This window comes from Sporosarcina sp. ACRSM, from assembly GCF_022346545.1.
In the GTDB taxonomy this organism is placed as follows: Bacteria; Bacillota; Bacilli; order Bacillales_A; family Planococcaceae; genus Sporosarcina.
The window spans coordinates 111,249-128,579 of record NZ_JAKRNU010000004.1 but is presented as its reverse complement, the minus strand read 5'-3'; the positions used below and the strand labels follow the sequence as shown (position 1 = coordinate 128,579).

Sequence of the window (17,331 nt, the reverse complement as noted above, 5' to 3'; positions counted from 1 at the left end):
ATTAAGAGATAAACAATCTTGAGAATAAATATTCGTGTTTCATCGAAGCAAGCTCGATGCCAAGCGCATTGTTGCTCAGGTCATCCACTGTCAATGTTGACACCAAATCAGCCGCTTCCGTCACGCGATCAATCAATTCATACATCGCTTGGACACCCGTGTTTTGCCCGAAAGGTACCGCACGGACTGCATTTTGAACGAGCCCGTTCAATGAAGCAAACAGATAAGTCAACACCGCATGATGGACACTCACACCTGTCGTCGCGCTGTATATGCCATAAAGGACAGCATAATGTCCCTTAATTTCTTTCGTTTCCATCCGTTCTTTCCACTCGGCTAGGAAATCATCCGTGCCAAGCGGTGATACCGTCCGAATAAATTGCCTGCCAAGGTTCACACTGGCATCACGTGATTCTTTCGCCAATTTGATCGCCCCGCAAAGCTGCTCCAGTTCAAGCAGTTTTTCAAGATCCCGCTCTTCGGCTGCTGCATATGCCGCCTGGATTAAAATCGCGTCTCCATATACCAAGTTATGGAAAAGAAAGGACGTACAATAGTTAATCAAATCTTCCTTCGTTCGAATTCGATCTTCCTGGATATACGTTTCCATCCCATATGATTGGGTGTACGAACCAATTGGAAAGGCGGAATCATGAATTTGGAACAGGCGTAGCAACGCGGAATCAGTGGGAATGTCCGCGATATCTGAACGGTTGTTTGAAGCGTCTTTCAGTTGTTTCATAGTCGACACCCACTTCGTCCAATAATTTGTTCAGCGTATGGTCTGCACGTACAATCACTTCATTTTCTTCAATAAGTGCAGGTGTATGGCGGTTGCCGAGTTCGAACGCTGTCTTGCCCATTTCCGTCATATTTTTCGGACGGATGACAATGACCGGCTCCATTTTCGTGCGCACAGCAATACGACGTTCGTTATCTTCGTATAAAAGATCGCCATATTGCAAGGTTTGGCGTTCGTGATGATGGTGACCGTGGTCTCCATGATCATGGTCGTGGTCATCATGGTCATGATCGTGTTCGTGATCTTCATGAGATTGTTCGAGCGCCAGCGCAATATCCGTGCCCTGATCTGTTTCCCTGCGCAAAATACGTTTACTCAACTCTTCCCAGTCGAGTTCAAGCCATTCTGTCTTTTTCCCTGCAACTTCTTCTTCCGTACCGATATTTCCAATGACTTTTGTAATCAGCATTGTGCATTCTCCTTCACAACAATATTCGAAAAGACAAGGTGGAATTTTCTACTTGTCATTTCACCTGTCTTTTCGGATGATTCTCGTCCCTTTACTTCAACAAGTTATTAACAATTCGCTCAAAATAGGAAATAACGTTGCGCCATTGGTAGAACGCTTAACGGTTCACAAGTCGCCAATTCGCCATCGATTTTCACTTCATAGGTTTCTGGATTGACATCGATGTCCGGTGTTTCGCTATTATGCTTCATATCTTTCTTGCCGATATTCCGGCAGTTTTTCACTGTACCGATCATCCGCTTCAAGCCGAGCTCTTCAGGAAGACCTTCCTCCACTGCGATTTTCGGCAGGAATGTCATCGCTGCGTTTTGCGGCCCTTTTCCATGGAAGCCGTACATGCGGCGTCCCATCATCGGTTGCGGTGTCGGAATGGATGCGTTCGGGTCGCCCGTCATCGCATAGACAGCAATACCGCCTTTAATGACGACTTCCGCTTTCACGCCGAAGAATGCCGGATCCCAAAGGATGATATCCGCCAGTTTTCCTTCTTCCAGTGAACCGACTTCGTGGCTGATTCCTTGTGCAATCGCAGGGTTGATATTCAATTTTGCAATATAGCGCTTCACGCGGTAATTATCATTCCCTTTTCCTTCATCTTGTGGAAGTGGGCCGCGTTGTTTTTTCATTTTGTCTGCTGTTTGGAATGTACGAATCGTCACTTCTCCGACACGACCCATCGCCTGTGAGTCGGATGACATGATGCTGAGGATCCCCAGATCTTGCATGATGTCCTCTGCTGCAATCGTTTCAGGACGAATACGTGAATCCGCGAACGCTACGTCTTCCGGCACATCATGTTTCAAATGGTGACAAACCATGAGCATGTCCAAATGTTCGTCGATTGTATTTGTCGTAAGCGGTTTTGTCGGATTAGTGGATGCCGGCAAGATATTCGGGTGCCCTGCCAATTTCAACTGGTCAGGTGCGTGACCGCCGCCCGCTCCTTCCGTATGGAAAATATGGATGACGCGACCGTCGATCGCTTCAATCGTATTTTCGACGAATCCAGCCTCGTTGAGCGTGTCTGAGTGTAAGGCCACTTGGATATCATACTCATCCGCTACCGAAAGGCTCTGGTCGAGTGCAGCCGGAGTCGCACCCCAGTCTTCATGGATTTTCATGCCAATTGCGCCGGCACGGACTTGCTCGACAATCGGTTCAGGAACGGAAGCGCTCCCTTTCCCAAGAAGACCGACGTTGATCGGCAAATCTTCAACCGCTTGTAGCATCCGGTGAAGATGCCACACGCCCGGTGTGACACTGGTCGCTTTCGAACCCGCTGCCGGGCCGGTTCCGCCGCCGATGAACGTCGTTGTTCCAGCGTTCAATGCCGTCTCGACCTGCTCCGGGCTGATGAAGTGGATATGTGTGTCGATGGCACCCGCTGTCGCGATCAGTCCTTCTCCTGCATACACTTCTGTTCCGACCCCGATGATCATATCTTGGTCTACACCATCCATGGAGTCCGGATTTCCGGCTTTACCGATACCGATGATGCGGCCATCTTTAATGCCAATATCCGCTTTGACAATCCCTGTGTAGTCGATGATCACCACATTCGTGATCACTGCGTCGAGCACACCTTCATCCCGGACGTTTTTGCCGTTTTGTCCCATAGAGACACGCAAAGATTTCCCACCGCCGAAAACGCCTTCATCGCCATACGTCGTATAATCTTTTTCGACTTCGATCCACAGGTCCGTATCCGCCAGACGCACTTTGTCTCCTACCGTTGGACCGAACATTTTCGCATACTGATCATGTGTTACTCTCATTTACTATCCTCAGCTCCTTTAAAGCCACCTTCGATCGCTTTATCTAAAATCTCATCCTTATTATGCGTAGAGCCTTCCGTTAACTTGTTCAAACCGAAAACATGTCGCTTGCCACCGAACTCCGTCAACTCGACTTCTTTCTCCTCACCCGGCTCAAAACGCACGGCTGTTCCCGATGGAATGTTCAAATGCATTCCGACCGCCTGCTCACGGTCGAACTCAAGAAACCTGTTAACCTCGATGAAGTGAAAATGTGAACCAACCTGTATCGGACGATCGCCTGTATTGGACACACGGATTGTCTTAACCGGGCGCCCGACGTTTATTTCGATGAAGCCTTCTGCTGGTCTAATCTCTCCTGGAATCAAAAAAATGACCTCCCTTATTATTGAATCGGATTATGGACGGTTACGAGTTTTGTGCCATCCGGGAATGTACATTCAATCTGTACATCGCTGATCATATCGCCGACACCTTCCATAACATCATCCACTGTCAGCACATGCTTTGTATCGCTCATCAACTGCGCAACCGTTTTCCCGTCACGCGCGCCTTCCATGATGTAATGGCTGAGGAGTGCAACCGCTTCCGGGTAATTCAACTTCACACCGCGTTCTTTACGCTTCAATGCAAGCTCACCTGCAACGTGTAACAGCAATTTTTCCTGTTCAACTGGCGATAACTTCAATTCTAAGCACCTCTTTTTTTATTATTCAATTATTATGCAGGTGTTGCCAATCGAACAGCGAAGGGTTCGATTTGCCGTATTTCTGTGATCTTTGCAGAAATTAAGGCACTCTCCTTTTAGGATGCGGCGAACTGAACCTGCCTTTCCTTATTCAATGATCGTTTGGTTGCCCGTTGAATAAAGATAAAAAATCCAAATCTCTATTGATTCAGATAATTCACGTACTCCGTTTTCTTTTTTAATTAATGTTTTTTATATAGTTGCATGAGCATGCAATTCGGAACAGACGTCCGGTCGGTTGGAACCCTATGGAATCGGGCTTAAGAAGAGTTTGTCGAGGTTTGTCGATGACTAATCTATTATATAGCCTGATGCCGATTTCTTCAACTTTATGCATTGCAAAGCATCATCACATTCGTTTTCCAATCATCTATTCTCATACCAAACTACCCTAAAAAAACGGTTATCAAACAAAAAGGCTTGAAAATCCATGTCAATTTCCGCATGGATCATCAAGCCTTCTTTTTTATTCAACTCCCGGCAAGATGGTCAACGTCCGTTCATTCCCATCCAACTGGGCTTCGACGCCGAGCGGCACGGCAAAATGGGGTTGGCAATGACCGATTTGAAAGCCTTTGACAACGGGAATCCCTAGATTGCCCAAATAATGGTCGAACACTTCAGCCAGCGTCAAAGAGTCCTTTCCTTTCTTCGGTTCCGCATCTGCAAAATCGCCGATGATGATTCCCGCCGCATCCGCCAGTTTTCCGGCCATCCGCAGCTGATTCAACATGCCATCGATTCGATAAGGTTCCTCGCCGACATCTTCGATCAGCAAAAGTTTCCCCTTTGTATCCAACTCAAACTTCGTCCCCATCCCTTTGACGAGCAAAGATAAATTCCCGCCGACGAGTTCGCCTCTTGCGATGCCACCTGCCACTGTTTCCAGAGGAGAAATCGCTTCAGTATAATGAAGTTCCATCGGCTCGAACAATTGCTGGAACATTTTTGCGGACAGCTCATGAAACGAATCCTTCCCGACACATGAAGCAAGCATCGGACCATGGAACGTCACCAAATTCGAATAAAGCCCCATCGCTGTATGTAGGAACGTAATGTCGCTGAACCCCCAAAAGATTTTTGGATTTTCCTTCATGTGCTGCAGGTCGATCCGATCTGTATAACGCGCAGATCCATACCCTCCGCCTGCACAAATGATGCCTTTAATCGCTGGATCTGCAAACATGTCGTGCAAGTCCGCCAAGCGCTCATCATCCGTTCCTGCGAGAAAGCCGTGTACATTTTTGACATTTTTCCCAAAACGCCATTTCAAGCCAAGTTGTTCAAGAAATGCGAGTGATTTTTCAAGACTTTCCTGATTCGGCGGACTCGATGGCGCAATGATGCCGATTGTGTCTCCTTGTTCCAAACGCTGTGGCCTTATTTTCATATAAATACCCAATCCTTTCGATCTTAGTCCGTTGTAAAGTAGCCCATTTTGTATACATTCTCCACTTCTGCCTGGAAGTCCTTTTATCAGTGAATCCCCGGTTTCTATATATTGGCGCTTACTGGTCACTTATCGGCGGTTAGCATGTAAATATTGGCGTTCGACAACCCTTTATTGGCGCTCAACAGCCAAATATCGGCGTTCCCCGTTCACTTATCGGCGAATCAAGGCTTTATACCTAAAAAGCGCCACCCGGTTCCCCGGATGACGCCTGTGCATCGAACTTATTCCGCTACTCCCCAAACCCAAGGCAAACTATAGTCAGAAGCAGGGTCAATGGAGAAGTTGACGACACGTTTATTCACCCCAATCAATGCATAACGGTAATCGGTCGGAGCGATCGGTACATCTTCCCACATCAATTGTTGCCATTCGTTGTAAATGTCCCTGCGATACTCGATGTCAAATGCTTTTTCAGATGTTCCCGCTGCAAGCAGTTCATCATTTTTCGCGCTTGTGTAGCGGCTATAATTGAATGCCGCAGTACGACCGTAAAGGCCTGCAGGATCGGGGTCTGTTCCGGTTCCCCATGCCGCTTGGAACAGATCGATTTTCGGATCGTCCGCTTGCACCCGATCATAAAACGAGTTGAACTCGTGTAAGCGTCCATCCACCAATTTGACGTTCAACCCGACATCCGCCCAGTTTTGAATATAATATTGGGCAATCGGCTCCGCCATTTCCCCGCCGGACATAGATGCGAAATGCAGGACGAGCGGCTTTCCTTCCGCATCTTCACGAAAACCATCGCCATCCACATCGACAAATCCTGCTTCATCTAGCAACGCTTTTGCTTTTTCCGGGTTGTACGGGCGACCTTTCACACTGGCATCATAAAAGTTTTTGAATGTCGGAAGGATCAACGATGTAGCAGGAAAACGAAGCCCATGGTACAGCACCTCGCCAATCGTTTTTGTATCCATCGCATGCCACATCGCTTGACGGACACGCTTATCCGCCAGTTTGGCGTTTGGATCCAGCCGATTTTCCCCTGTACGCGCATCCCATTTACCAAGTTTAAACCCAATATACGTGTACGATGTATCCACATCTGCAAGGATTTCAATATTGTCGATGGCTTTCGCGTTTTCATATTGATCGGCCGGAATGGATGCGATATCGGCTTCCCCTTTTTTTAACACTTCCAGAATAGATGCGGAACTGACCACTTTCAGGACAATCGATTGCAAGGCGGGACGTCCTCTCCAATAGTTTTCATTCCGCTCATACAAGACGGATTCTCCCGGCACAATTTTCGTAATTTTGTACGGGCCAAAACCGATTGGATTTTTGCGGATCTTGTCAGAAGACATGATTTCCTCGATGGTCACTTCTCCCGTCATGACATCGCCAATATGATGCCTTGGTGTCGGAACCGTCCAAATCCCCGACAATATGGATGGCGTCGCTTCCGTGAAGGTGATGGCGATCGTTTTTTCATCCGCTGACACGGAAATACCGGAAATTTCTTTCGTCTCCCCGTTATGATAAGCGGGCATGCCCTCTACATTGGACACCATGAACGTATAGCGGGTCCCTACGTAATCGGGGTGCCCGAGCAGCTGATACGTATACAGGAGATCGGATGCCTTGACCGGTTCCCCATCCGACCACTTCACACCGTCTTTAATCGTCAATGTGATCGTTTTATTGTCATCCGAAATCGCATACGTTGCCGCGCCTTCATTCGTGATCAAAAATTCGGCGTCTGTCGCAAGCAGACTTTCATCAAAAAACTGCATCACCGTTGCATCCGGACTGCCCGAATAGAAGACGCGATTCAACGTTCCTTCAAAAGGGGTGTCCGAGACGAGCGCATACGTCAACTCGCCGTCTTCCAAGGCGGGTGTTGCGTTACTTACTTCCAAAGAGAATTCAGGAGCCATCTGTCTCTCTTCCGCTTGGCTCCGCTGCATTGAACAGGCAGCTAAATTCGCGACGACAACAAGAAGTGAACACATAAGAAGCATTCGCCGCTTTTTCAATTGTAGGTAACCTCCTTAATTTTTATCAATTACGCCTCGGCGTAATTGCGTCCGGATTTTGAATCGAGCTTGCTCACGTCTAGTCTTCGGGCGCCAGGAGCTCGGGTCATAAGTCAAAGCTGCTCTGTGGCAAAAAGCGCCACGCCGCATCTTCGCCTTATGCCTGTCGCTCCTAGGCAGGCGCCCTACGCTTTTGAGAGATTAACTCCTTTCAAAATCTGTGACATCCGCCGGAGGCTTAGCTTAATTCGGGGGTAACCCCCGAATTAAGCTAATCTTTGGCGGGCATCCGAAGCACGTTTCACCGCTTGTCCAACGTAATTGATGCATAACATCATGACTAAAATGAGCAAAGCTGCGGGCAACCATACCCACCACTTATTTTGGACAATATCCGGATTTTTAGCATAGCTAATCAATGTGCCGAGTGAAGGCGTTCCCGCCGGAAGACCGAAGCCGAGAAATGTCAGCCCCGTTTCCAACCCGATATTCCCTGCAAGTGTCAGCGTCATATTGACAATAACGAGCGAACTTAAGTTAGGAAACATTTCAAACAGCATGATTTTCCAACTCGGCGTCCCGAACGTTTTGGAAGCATGGATGTAATCCATTTCCCGCTCGGCTAATCCTTTGGAACGGATCAGCCTTGCTTTCCCAAACCATGAAAAAGCACTCATCATAAGGATGAAACTCCACACGGTATAGTGTGGAACGACGACAACGAAAACAATAATGAACATCAACGAAGGCAATACCATAAGAAAGTCAACAATCCGCATCATGATTGAATCGACAACACCGCCATAGAAGCCGGCAATAAGCCCATAGGCAAGTCCGATAATTCCCGATAAGAGTGTTACCAAAATGCCGATGGTAAAGGAGTTACGTGTCCCAATCAGCAACTGTCCGAATACATCCCTTCCCCCGTCATCCGTTCCAAGCCAATGTGTCAAAGAAGGTGATTGATACATTTGCAAAAAGTCGATACGCATCAGCTGGGCCATATCAATGAAAAAAGGGGAGAGATACGCTGATAATAAAATGAAAAGCAACAGGATCAAAGAGACGAACGCCGTTTGATCATGCCTAATTTCTCGCCAAATCGTTTCCATCAATGATGGGTAACTCTTTTTCACTTTTTTCATTAATTTCTTTTCGTCTACAGCAACCATTTCTACTTCCCCTCCTTTTCCATAAAGTGAAACTTCAATCAGTGGGGGTTTTCTCCATCCCCCACTGATTGAGGGGAACACAAGCTAAAAGCGTCACGTCCTGTGACAACGCTTGTGTGACCAACATCGTGTTGGCCCGAACCAATCGGGCTTTTATCTTCCTTTAATGGATGCCCAAACTACCCGCTGTAGGAAGGCGACTTAAGTTCGCGGCGTCCTGTAAGTTGATCTCCCACCTATCCTTATCGTTTTACTTAAGTCTTGAGGTGGGAGTCTTACTGCCCGTTAATACGGGATCAATCAATGCGGATACGTGGGTCGACCATACTTAGAATAATATCCGACAGCATCGTCCCAACGATCGCCGCTGCACCTGAAATCATGACGAGGGCCGTAACGACTGTAAAATCGCGTGAACTGATGGATTGAATAAAAAGCTGTCCGATTCCAGGGTAGCTAAATATCGATTCAATAAAGACAGAGCCGGCAATCAAACCGGTAATTTCGTACCCGAGAAAAGCGGCAATCGGCAACAGGGAATTCCGTAAAATATGGCGTGTATACACTTTCGATTCCGGCACCCCTTTTGCACGGGCCAGCTTGACGAAGTCTTTCAATTTCGTATCGATCATGTCATTGCGTAAATATTGGATCGTCCCGAATGTAAAGAGAATGGCGCCCGACAGGACCGGCAACACTAAATGTTGCGCTTTACTGACGACATAATCCCAAGTGCCTTCCTCCACCCGTATATCGACACTGCCGCCTGTCGGAAACCAACCAAGCACGAAGCTAAACAAAAATAGCATGAGCAGTGCAAACACAAACGTAGGTGTAGCAAAGGCAAAATAGTTATACGTGACAATGAGTTTATCCGCCCAGGAATCCGTCCAGCGTCCAGCGATAATGCCGAGCGGGATGGCAATCAGATAGGTGACGACCAATGTGAAAAACGATAACAGGACCGTATTGGCAATCCGGCTCCCCAACAGCGTAGTGACCGGCTGCTGATGAACATAGGACATCCCGAAGTCGCCTTGCACCGCTTTCCCGATCCACAAACCGTACTGGACGTACCATGGTTCATCCAGCCCAAATTTGTCACGGATCTTTTCCATCTCTTCCGGGGATGCATCCGGATTGCCCATAAATGCGCCCGTCACCGCATCTCCCGGCATCGCTTTCGCTAATACAAAGATGACGATACTAAGAAGGAGGAGCTGTGGAATCATCATCAATGATCTTCTTATCATAAAAGTCAACACGTCCTCGTTCTCCTCCTTTACTGCAATGCAACAGAATGTGTATTGGAAACTTTCTTCAAATCAAACACCCGTCCATCTTTATTGAAAAAACGGTCATACTCTGTCCGGTAGGCTTCGTGGATCATTTGACGAAGATATCGCTTTTCCAGACGCTTGTCCGGATCCATTTCAGGAATGGCCGCCATCAACCTTTTTGTATAAAGATGCTGCGGGTTGTTATATATATCGTTCACCGTGCCTTCTTCCACAAAACGGCCGCGGTACATAATGCCGATTCGATCACAAATATGTTTGACGATGCCTAGGTCATGCGAGATAAACAGATAGGTCAAATTAAACTCTTTTTGAATCTCTTGCATAAAATTCAATACCTGTGCCTGCACAGACACATCCAATGCGGAAACCGGCTCGTCCGCGATGATCAGTTTCGGATTTAACGACAATGCCCGTGCAATGCCGATTCGTTGTCGTTGACCGCCCGAAAACTGGTGCGGATACTTATAGATCGCCTCCGGGCTAAGTCCGACGCGTTCCACGAGCGCTTGTACTTTTCTCAACTCTTCATCAGGCGACAGCCGTTCAAAATTGCGTAACGGCTCTGCGATAATACTTAGGACATTTTTCCGGGCATTCAACGAAGCATAAGGGTCTTGGAAAATCATTTGAATATCTTTCACATGATTCCTCCTTGCCGAACGGCTTTGTTCGGCAAGATTTTTTCCCTCAAACAATAACTCCCCGCCTGTCACGCGGTTCAGACCGATAATGGCCCGCCCCGTCGTCGTTTTTCCACACCCGGATTCTCCGACAAGCCCATAGGTCTCCCCTTGCTGCAGTTCAAAACTGACCCCGTCCACCGCTTTTACATAATCGACAACTGTACGGAAAAATCCGCCACGGATTGGATAATGCACTTGTAATTCATTTATTTTTAGTAAAGACATCTCGCAAGACTCCTTCGCTTTCCACAGGGAAATGGAAGTTTTGATAGCATGTACAACGAACAAAATGGCCCGATCGCACTTCATGCAATGTCGGATGCATTTCATGATCCAAAGCAGGAACCCATGGAACGCGCGAGGCAAACCGACAACCGGTACGTGCAAGCTTCTGAAGGGAAGGGACAACCCCTTCAATGACATGAAGTTTCGACTTTGCTTTCCGACTGGCCGGCATGGACTGCAATAAGGAACGGGTATAAGGGTGTAGCGGGTGGGTGAAAAGCTCCCGCACTTCCGCCAGTTCTACCACTTCACCGGCATACATGACAGCAACACGATCCGCCATTTCCGCCACGACGCCAAGATCATGGGTGATCAAGATGATGCCTGATTGGCTTTCGGTTTGCAGCTCTTTCATCAAGTCCATAATTTGCGCCTGAATCGTTACGTCCAATGCCGTTGTCGGCTCGTCCGCGATAAGAAGAATTGGATCACATGCCAGTGCAATCGCAATGACAACGCGTTGCCTCATGCCTCCCGACAGCTCGTGCGGGTATTGCCGGTAGATACGTTGTTCGTTTTGGATACCGACACGATGCAACAGTTCCAATGTACGCCGCTTCTTAGCCGCCGATGATAACTTCAAATGGGTATCCATCGATTCTTCAATTTGCCTGCCGATCGTTGCCAATGGGTTGAGCGCTGTCATCGGTTCTTGGAATATCATCCCGATCTCTTTCCCACGGATTTTATTCAACTTTGCTGGCGACAACTTTAACAAGTTTTGGCCTTCAAAATTCACTTGTCCTTCCAACTTCGTAGTATTTGTAGGATGAAGCCCCATAATGGACAACGCCAAGGCGCTTTTGCCACACCCCGATTCGCCTACAATCGCCAGTATTTCATTCCGATGGATCGTTAACGAAACACCATCTACCGCAGCGTAGTACTCATCTTGGATTCTAAATGATGTTCGCAAATTTTCTATTTCTATTATTGGATTTCCCAGGAAAATCCCCTCCTTAGGGCTAGAAATAGAACTTTCCGCCTCGCTTTGCGTGCTACGTCTACTATATTCAAGTTCTTACTGTTAATATGCGAACAGTCTTGGACAATATGCATTTTTAAGGATAAAAAAAAGACCCCACTCTCGTTCAGAATGGAATCCTTAAGGTCATCGTACTATGAATTTGTGGAATTGGTAGATGTGGAAGCTGCCATTGCCGCAATTGTGGCAGCCATGATCGCTTGTTGTGCTTGGACAATCAATTCTACAGAAGTAGCCAAACTGATCGTTGCCTCTTCCGCGTTTTCCGTCAGCATATGCATAATATAACCAATCCCGATCGACAGCGCCATTTCCCGGTTCGATTTGAACGGTTTGGCGCTTTCCAACGCAAGCGTCAATTCGATGATTTTACCGACTTCCTGATCATCCACCCCAAATACCGTGAGAAAGCCGATCATCGGGTAATGGACAGGACGGACTTTCGCACTTTGTTTAAATTGAGTCAGCACTTCCGCCGCACGTGAGACGAGTTTCTCGTCAAATTCAATATGTATATACGTCATCACTTGCGCTAACCATTGAAGTTCATTGCCTGCACGGAATCCTTCCGCACGCAATGCATCGTAATAGACGTGCATCGCTTTTGCATGTGCCGTCGCATCCTCGCCTCTTTTTCCGAGCAGTACAGCATACGCATAATCATCATCGGACGTAAGGAAGAAATGCTGCCTTTTCATGGCATCAAACAATTTTTTAGCTTGCCTCGCTTCATTTTCATACAGTTCCGGATCGTCTGTTAAAAGAAGCGCAGCCAAATAGGAGTGGATTGTATTGCGGAAACCCATTCCTTTTAACACTTGCTGCTTGGCAAAAAGCCTTTCCACTTCTTCGTCTATATCCGTACCGGGTTGATCGAGAAAAGCGGCCAGCATCGGCAGCAAATTGCCACGTAGTGGAGAAAGCCAACCCGATCGGCTTTTTAGCTCATCCATCGCGCGACTCAAACTTTCTGCGTCGAACTCCCTCTCCGATGTGACGTAATACGATGTAATAGTCAGAACGACATTTTTGTCCACCGTCCAACCTGCCAACGATTTCACCTTTTCATATGTCGTTTCGACTTCCTGCCTAATCACATTCGCATCCATCTCCCACAACCCCCTTTATAGAATATACGGTTTATATTCGAAAAAGTTTCATCTTTATTCAGCAAAAGGCTCCCAACCCTATAGGCAATGGGCTGAATAAATCCGATAAAAACCTCTTTCCATGCTTTCAGTTACATGAAAAGAGGTGTTTGTTTAGCTGACGATTTCTTTTTTCGAAGCTTTCACCAATGCTTCCACCGTGGCTAAATCGTTACGGTGAAATGCATCGACAATTGCACTGCCGACAATGACGCCATCTGCAAAAGCACCGATGGATCGGACTTGTTCAGGCGTTGAAATACCAAAGCCGGCGAGCACAGGAACCGGACTGACTGCCTTCAGCTGTTCCAAATGGGTTTCCAGTTGATCGCCAAAGCCGGAACGGACACCGGTAATGCCATTGACCGTCACTGCGTAGATGAATCCTTCACCAGCAGCGGTGATTTTCTGGATTCGTTCCGGTGAACTTGTCAAAGATACCAATTGAATGAGTGCAATATCAGTATGCCCCAATTCATCACGTAATAATCCACTTTCTTCAAGTGGTAAATCCGGAACGATCAATCCGGCGATTCCACTAGCTTCACACTCCTCAACAAATTCTGTGATGCCCATTCTTAATATCGGATTCAAATACAGCATCAAGACAAGTGGCACTTTCACTTCATCGCGGAATAAACGAAGTTCTTTCAACACTTTGCGCAACGTCACGCCTTGCGCAAGTGCCCGTGCGCCTGCTTGCTGGATCACCGGTCCATCCGCCACCGGATCTGAAAATGGGATACCGAGTTCAATCGCGGTGACACCCGCTTGTTGCAGAAATAGGATCTGCTCTTTCAATGTACCGATGCCGCCGTCGCCTGCCATCATATAAGGGACAAATGCTTGATCGCCACGCTCGACACATGTACGAATCGCATTTTCCAACACCTTTTTAGTCATTGGTTACACCTCCAAGTGCATCCCGTACTGTCTGCACATCTTTATCGCCGCGTCCTGATAAACAAATGACGACGATTTCATCTTCTTGCATTTTCCCGGCCAGTTCAACAGCATAGTGTACAGCATGCGAACTTTCCAAAGCAGGAATGATCCCTTCCGTTTTTGCCAGTAACTGCAAACCTTCCAACGCACCTGCATCCGTGACGGAAGTATAGGTGACACGACCGATATCATGCAAATGGCAATGTTCAGGGCCGACCGCCGGATAGTCCAGGCCGGCTGAGATGGAGTGTGCTTCCTGGATGAATCCATCTTCATCTTGCAAAATATACATCTTCGCCCCGTGCAGAACCCCTTCTTTTCCTCCTGCAATCGCCGCGGCATGCAGCCCTGTTTCAATGCCGCTTCCTGCCGCTTCCACGCCGTACAAAGCGACACCCTCATCTTCTATGAACGGATGGAACATGCCAATCGAATTGCTCCCGCCGCCGATACAAGCGACAACCGCATCCGGCAATCTTCCTTCTTTCTCCATGATTTGCTTTCTCGTTTCCACGCCGATTACGCGTTGGAAATCACGGACGATTCTTGGGAATGGATGTGGACCGAGTGCCGAGCCTAAAATATAATGCGTGTCTTCCACATTGGCGACCCAATAGCGCAACGCTTCGTTGACCGCGTCTTTCAGTGTCCCTGCGCCTTGATCAACCGAAACGACCTTCGCCCCTAGCAATTCCATCCGGAAAACGTTCAATTCCTGCCTGCGTACATCTTCCTTGCCCATGAAAACGATGCATTCAAGGCCGAACAGCGCACAAGCCGTCGCTGTAGCCACACCATGCTGACCTGCCCCGGTTTCTGCTACGATTCTCTTTTTACCCATCCGCATAGCCAACAACGCCTGACCGATCGCATTATTGATTTTATGGGCACCGGTATGGTTCAAATCTTCGCGCTTCAAATAAATCTTCGCGCCACCCGCCGCCTTCGTTAAACGCTCTGCAAAAAAGAGTGCTGTTTCCCGTCCGACAAAATCCTTTAAATAGTATTCCACTTCTTCGTTGAAAGCCGGATCTGCAATCGCTTCCTCATATGCTGCTTCCAATTCGATCAATGCCGTCATCAATGTTTCCGGAACGAATTGCCCACCGAACTTGCCATAGCGTCCTGCCTTCTGCTCCACATTTTGCACCATCAGTTTTCCTCCTCTTTCACCGCTTGCACAAAGGCACGGATCAATTGCTCATCTTTTCGTCCATCCAGTTCCACACCACTCGAGACATCCACCATATAAGGCTTCACGCGCCGAATGGCCTCACCGACATTGTCCGGTTTCAATCCCCCCGCCAATATGACTTTATCCGTCGATACACCGGCACCGTTCATCAATTCCCAGTCAAACGTCAATCCGCTTCCGCCTCTAAATTCCGTCCCCGGCGTGTCGAATAAATAATAATCCGCCTCATATTGGCTGGCGCGTTCGACATCTTCAACGCTGCGAACCGATAATGCTTTAATGGAAGGTAGTCCGGCTTCTTGTATGAGTTCGGCATTTTCATCCCCATGTAATTGGACAAAGTCGAGCGGCACTTCCCGATAGGTCTGTTGCAATTCTTCGATCGACGCATTGACAAAGACACCAATTTTCTCCACATGAGAAGGAATATCTTTTGCCAATTCCTTTGCTTCCTGAATGGAGATGCGGCGCTTACTCGGTGCAAAAACAAATCCGATGGCATCCGCGCCTGCGTCCACCGCCACTTTCACATGTTGGGATTCCATCAATCCACAAATCTTCACTTTCGTCATTGGACTACCTCCGAAAATGTTACTTGCAAGGAGCGTAATGTTTCATCGGCATTTCCGCTGCGCATCAATGATTCCCCAACAAGAATCGCTTTTGCCCCGGCATTCGCTACGAATTGGGCATCTTCCGCTTCCCAAATCCCACTTTCACTAATCAACACCCGCTCTTCATGGAATGGGAAAAGGGCTGCAATTTCTTCTGTCTTTTTCAAATCCACTGTAAACGTACGAAGATCGCGGTTATTGACGCCGATCAGCTTGGCATCGATGGCCAATGCCCGTTGCAACTCCTCGACGTCATGCACTTCCACAAGCACTTCCAATCCAGATGCAGTAGCATAGGCATGGAGTTCCGCAAGTTCTTGATCAGAAAGTGCCGCCACGATGAGCAAGATGACAGAAGCACCGGCATGTTTAGCCCGGTCGATCTGCACTTGATGGATGATGAAATCTTTACACAGCAACGGGATGTCAACATGGTTCGCGACTGCCGCCAAATCATCGAATGAGCCTTTGAAGAAAGGCGTATCCGTCAGTACAGAGATGGCCGCCGCACCCGCGTTCACATAAATTTCTGCCTGTGCGACAGGATCGGCTCCTTCTGCGATCAACCCTTTGGAAGGCGATGCACGTTTGATTTCTGAAATGACTTGCAAATGTTCCGCCTCGTAAAATGTTTTAAACAAAGATGGGCGTGATACCGTTTCACTCCGCAAGTCGATGTTTTGTTCCAATAGACGCTCCACTTCTACTCGCTTCTCTGCGATGATCTTATCTAAAATCGTCATCTCGCCACCGCCTTCTGGTTGATTTTTTCACTAAATGCTACGACAGCCTCTAATTTCTGAAGCGCTTTTCCAGATAAAATGCAATCGGTCGCCCGTTTGATTCCTTCTTGAATCGTCGTCACATGGCCATTGGCGAACAAGCCAATCCCTGCATTGAAAGCGACCGTGTCGAAATGCGGGCCACGTTTCCCTTGGAAAATGGAGCGGATAATCGCAGCATTTTCTTTCGCATCTCCGCCGCGGATAGCAGATGCGGGAGCGTGATCAAGCCCGACTTCGTCCGCTGTCAAAGAGAACGGGATGAGGTCCCCTTTATCCAATAAAACAAACGTGTTTTGCCCCGCCAGTGATGCCTCATCCATTCCGCCCGCACCGGATACAACGATAGCGCGCTCCCTGCCAAGCATGCGCAGAACCGATGCATAATCCATGACAAAGTCCGGACGGTTAATGCCTGTAAATTGCGTTTTCAGCGGCAATGGATTAGTCAAAGGGCCGACAAGATTGAAAATGGTCGGCTTGCCGATTTGCTGACGGATGGCACCGATCCGTTTCATTTTCGGATGGACCTTTTGGGCAAATAAAAACGTGATACCTTCCTGATCAAGCATGGCCATCGATTCTTCCTCACTGAAATCGGCATGAATGCCAAGTGCTTCTAACACATCAGAACTGCCTGCCGCACTGGAGATTTTCCGATTGCCATGCTTGGCAACCGCCACTCCTGTACCAGCAAGGACAAAGGCAGATGCCGTACTGATATTAAAACTGTTGGAACCGTCCCCGCCTGTTCCACAGTTATCCATATAAACACCTTCCGGAACATCCAACTGCACCGCGTACGATTTCATGACATTAGCCAGTGCAGCCACTTCCTGCGCCGTCTCCCCTTTGCGGGAAAGCGCTACAAGAAAATCGATGATCTCCTGCGAATCCGTCCGTTCATCGAAGATGTACTTGGACGCTTCCAACATTTCTTCGTATAATAGGTGATTTTTCTTTTTCACTTTTTCGATGTATTTTCTCATCCT

At 47.9% G+C, this 17,331-nt stretch carries 17 protein-coding genes; all 17 read right to left on the bottom strand.

Annotated features, from left to right (window positions below; translation table 11 throughout):
• Position 1 precedes the first annotated feature (1 nt).
• Positions 2 to 742 (bottom strand): urease accessory protein UreF, encoded by a 741-nt coding sequence (locus MHZ95_RS07935; RefSeq protein WP_239390084.1) that lies wholly within the window; start codon positions 740 to 742, stop codon positions 2 to 4.
• The gene (locus MHZ95_RS07930; RefSeq protein ID WP_239390083.1) at positions 684 to 1,211 is read right to left on the bottom strand and encodes an urease accessory protein UreE; all 528 of its coding nucleotides are present in this window, start codon (positions 1,209 to 1,211) and stop codon (positions 684 to 686) included. Before MHZ95_RS07930 ends, MHZ95_RS07935 begins: the two co-directional genes overlap by 59 nt.
• 119 nt (positions 1,212 to 1,330) lie before the next feature.
• Positions 1,331 to 3,046: an urease subunit alpha gene (gene ureC / locus MHZ95_RS07925; protein WP_239390082.1), complete on the bottom strand. Its 1,716-nt coding sequence runs from the start codon at positions 3,044 to 3,046 to the stop codon at positions 1,331 to 1,333.
• The gene (locus MHZ95_RS07920) at positions 3,043 to 3,414 is read right to left on the bottom strand and encodes an urease subunit beta (protein ID WP_239390081.1); all 372 of its coding nucleotides are present in this window, start codon (positions 3,412 to 3,414) and stop codon (positions 3,043 to 3,045) included. Before MHZ95_RS07920 ends, ureC begins: the two co-directional genes overlap by 4 nt.
• Before the next feature lie 17 nt (positions 3,415 to 3,431).
• Positions 3,432 to 3,734 carry an urease subunit gamma gene (ureA, locus tag MHZ95_RS07915; protein WP_239390080.1) on the bottom strand — a complete coding sequence of 101 codons (303 nt, stop codon included), beginning with the start codon at positions 3,732 to 3,734 and terminating at the stop codon, positions 3,432 to 3,434.
• Between the two features lie 526 nt (positions 3,735 to 4,260).
• Entirely contained in the window at positions 4,261 to 5,184 is a 924-nt protein-coding gene (locus MHZ95_RS07910) for a S66 peptidase family protein (protein WP_239390079.1), read from the bottom strand.
• A gap of 284 nt (positions 5,185 to 5,468) precedes the next feature.
• Positions 5,469 to 7,229 (bottom strand): oligopeptide ABC transporter substrate-binding protein, encoded by a 1,761-nt coding sequence (opp4A, locus tag MHZ95_RS07905; protein WP_239390078.1) that lies wholly within the window; start codon positions 7,227 to 7,229, stop codon positions 5,469 to 5,471.
• Positions 7,230 to 7,495: 266 nt separating this feature from the next.
• On the bottom strand, positions 7,496 to 8,401 hold the full coding sequence (locus MHZ95_RS07900; protein ID WP_239390077.1) for an ABC transporter permease: 906 nt from the start codon (positions 8,399 to 8,401) through the stop codon (positions 7,496 to 7,498).
• Positions 8,402 to 8,697: 296 nt separating this feature from the next.
• Positions 8,698 to 9,666, bottom strand: a complete 969-nt coding sequence (gene opp4B, locus MHZ95_RS07895) for an oligopeptide ABC transporter permease (RefSeq protein WP_239390076.1) — start codon at positions 9,664 to 9,666, stop codon at positions 8,698 to 8,700.
• A gap of 17 nt (positions 9,667 to 9,683) precedes the next feature.
• Positions 9,684 to 10,610: an ABC transporter ATP-binding protein gene (locus MHZ95_RS07890; protein ID WP_239390075.1), complete on the bottom strand. Its 927-nt coding sequence runs from the start codon at positions 10,608 to 10,610 to the stop codon at positions 9,684 to 9,686.
• Positions 10,588 to 11,586, bottom strand: a complete 999-nt coding sequence (locus MHZ95_RS07885; RefSeq protein ID WP_304648998.1) for an ABC transporter ATP-binding protein — start codon at positions 11,584 to 11,586, stop codon at positions 10,588 to 10,590. The genes MHZ95_RS07890 and MHZ95_RS07885 overlap by 23 nt, the downstream gene beginning before the upstream one ends.
• A 203-nt stretch (positions 11,587 to 11,789) precedes the next feature.
• Complete coding sequence (locus MHZ95_RS07880; RefSeq protein ID WP_239390074.1) at positions 11,790 to 12,764, bottom strand: DUF4003 family protein; 975 nt, start codon at positions 12,762 to 12,764, stop codon at positions 11,790 to 11,792.
• Positions 12,765 to 12,917: 153 nt separating this feature from the next.
• Positions 12,918 to 13,706 (bottom strand): tryptophan synthase subunit alpha, encoded by a 789-nt coding sequence (gene trpA / locus MHZ95_RS07875; RefSeq protein WP_239390073.1) that lies wholly within the window; start codon positions 13,704 to 13,706, stop codon positions 12,918 to 12,920.
• On the bottom strand, positions 13,699 to 14,901 hold the full coding sequence (gene trpB / locus MHZ95_RS07870) for a tryptophan synthase subunit beta (RefSeq protein WP_239390072.1): 1,203 nt from the start codon (positions 14,899 to 14,901) through the stop codon (positions 13,699 to 13,701). Before trpB ends, trpA begins: the two co-directional genes overlap by 8 nt.
• Positions 14,901 to 15,515 (bottom strand): phosphoribosylanthranilate isomerase, encoded by a 615-nt coding sequence (locus MHZ95_RS07865; RefSeq protein ID WP_239390071.1) that lies wholly within the window; start codon positions 15,513 to 15,515, stop codon positions 14,901 to 14,903. The genes trpB and MHZ95_RS07865 overlap by 1 nt, the downstream gene beginning before the upstream one ends.
• Positions 15,512 to 16,300 (bottom strand): indole-3-glycerol phosphate synthase TrpC, encoded by a 789-nt coding sequence (gene trpC / locus MHZ95_RS07860; protein ID WP_239390070.1) that lies wholly within the window; start codon positions 16,298 to 16,300, stop codon positions 15,512 to 15,514. Before trpC ends, MHZ95_RS07865 begins: the two co-directional genes overlap by 4 nt.
• Positions 16,297 to 17,328 (bottom strand): anthranilate phosphoribosyltransferase, encoded by a 1,032-nt coding sequence (gene trpD / locus MHZ95_RS07855; RefSeq protein WP_239390069.1) that lies wholly within the window; start codon positions 17,326 to 17,328, stop codon positions 16,297 to 16,299. Before trpD ends, trpC begins: the two co-directional genes overlap by 4 nt.
• Positions 17,329 to 17,331: the final 3 nt, after the last annotated feature.

Bases quoted from the DNA above. Each gene is read 5' to 3' on its own strand.
- MHZ95_RS07935 (WP_239390084.1), bottom strand. From the start codon at position 742: ATGAAACAACTGAAAGACGCTTCAAACAACCGTTCAGATATCGCGGAC.
- MHZ95_RS07930 (WP_239390083.1), bottom strand. From the start codon at position 1,211: ATGCTGATTACAAAAGTCATTGGAAATATCGGTACGGAAGAAGAAGTT.
- ureC (WP_239390082.1), bottom strand. From the start codon at position 3,046: ATGAGAGTAACACATGATCAGTATGCGAAAATGTTCGGTCCAACGGTA.
- MHZ95_RS07910 (WP_239390079.1), bottom strand. From the start codon at position 5,184: ATGAAAATAAGGCCACAGCGTTTGGAACAAGGAGACACAATCGGCATC.
- MHZ95_RS07900 (WP_239390077.1), bottom strand. From the start codon at position 8,401: ATGGTTGCTGTAGACGAAAAGAAATTAATGAAAAAAGTGAAAAAGAGT.
- MHZ95_RS07890 (WP_239390075.1), bottom strand. From the start codon at position 10,610: ATGTCTTTACTAAAAATAAATGAATTACAAGTGCATTATCCAATCCGT.
- MHZ95_RS07880 (WP_239390074.1), bottom strand. From the start codon at position 12,764: ATGGATGCGAATGTGATTAGGCAGGAAGTCGAAACGACATATGAAAAG.
- trpA (WP_239390073.1), bottom strand. From the start codon at position 13,706: ATGACTAAAAAGGTGTTGGAAAATGCGATTCGTACATGTGTCGAGCGT.
- trpB (WP_239390072.1), bottom strand. From the start codon at position 14,901: ATGGTGCAAAATGTGGAGCAGAAGGCAGGACGCTATGGCAAGTTCGGT.
- MHZ95_RS07865 (WP_239390071.1), bottom strand. From the start codon at position 15,515: ATGACGAAAGTGAAGATTTGTGGATTGATGGAATCCCAACATGTGAAA.
- trpC (WP_239390070.1), bottom strand. From the start codon at position 16,300: ATGACGATTTTAGATAAGATCATCGCAGAGAAGCGAGTAGAAGTGGAG.
- trpD (WP_239390069.1), bottom strand. From the start codon at position 17,328: ATGAGAAAATACATCGAAAAAGTGAAAAAGAAAAATCACCTATTATAC.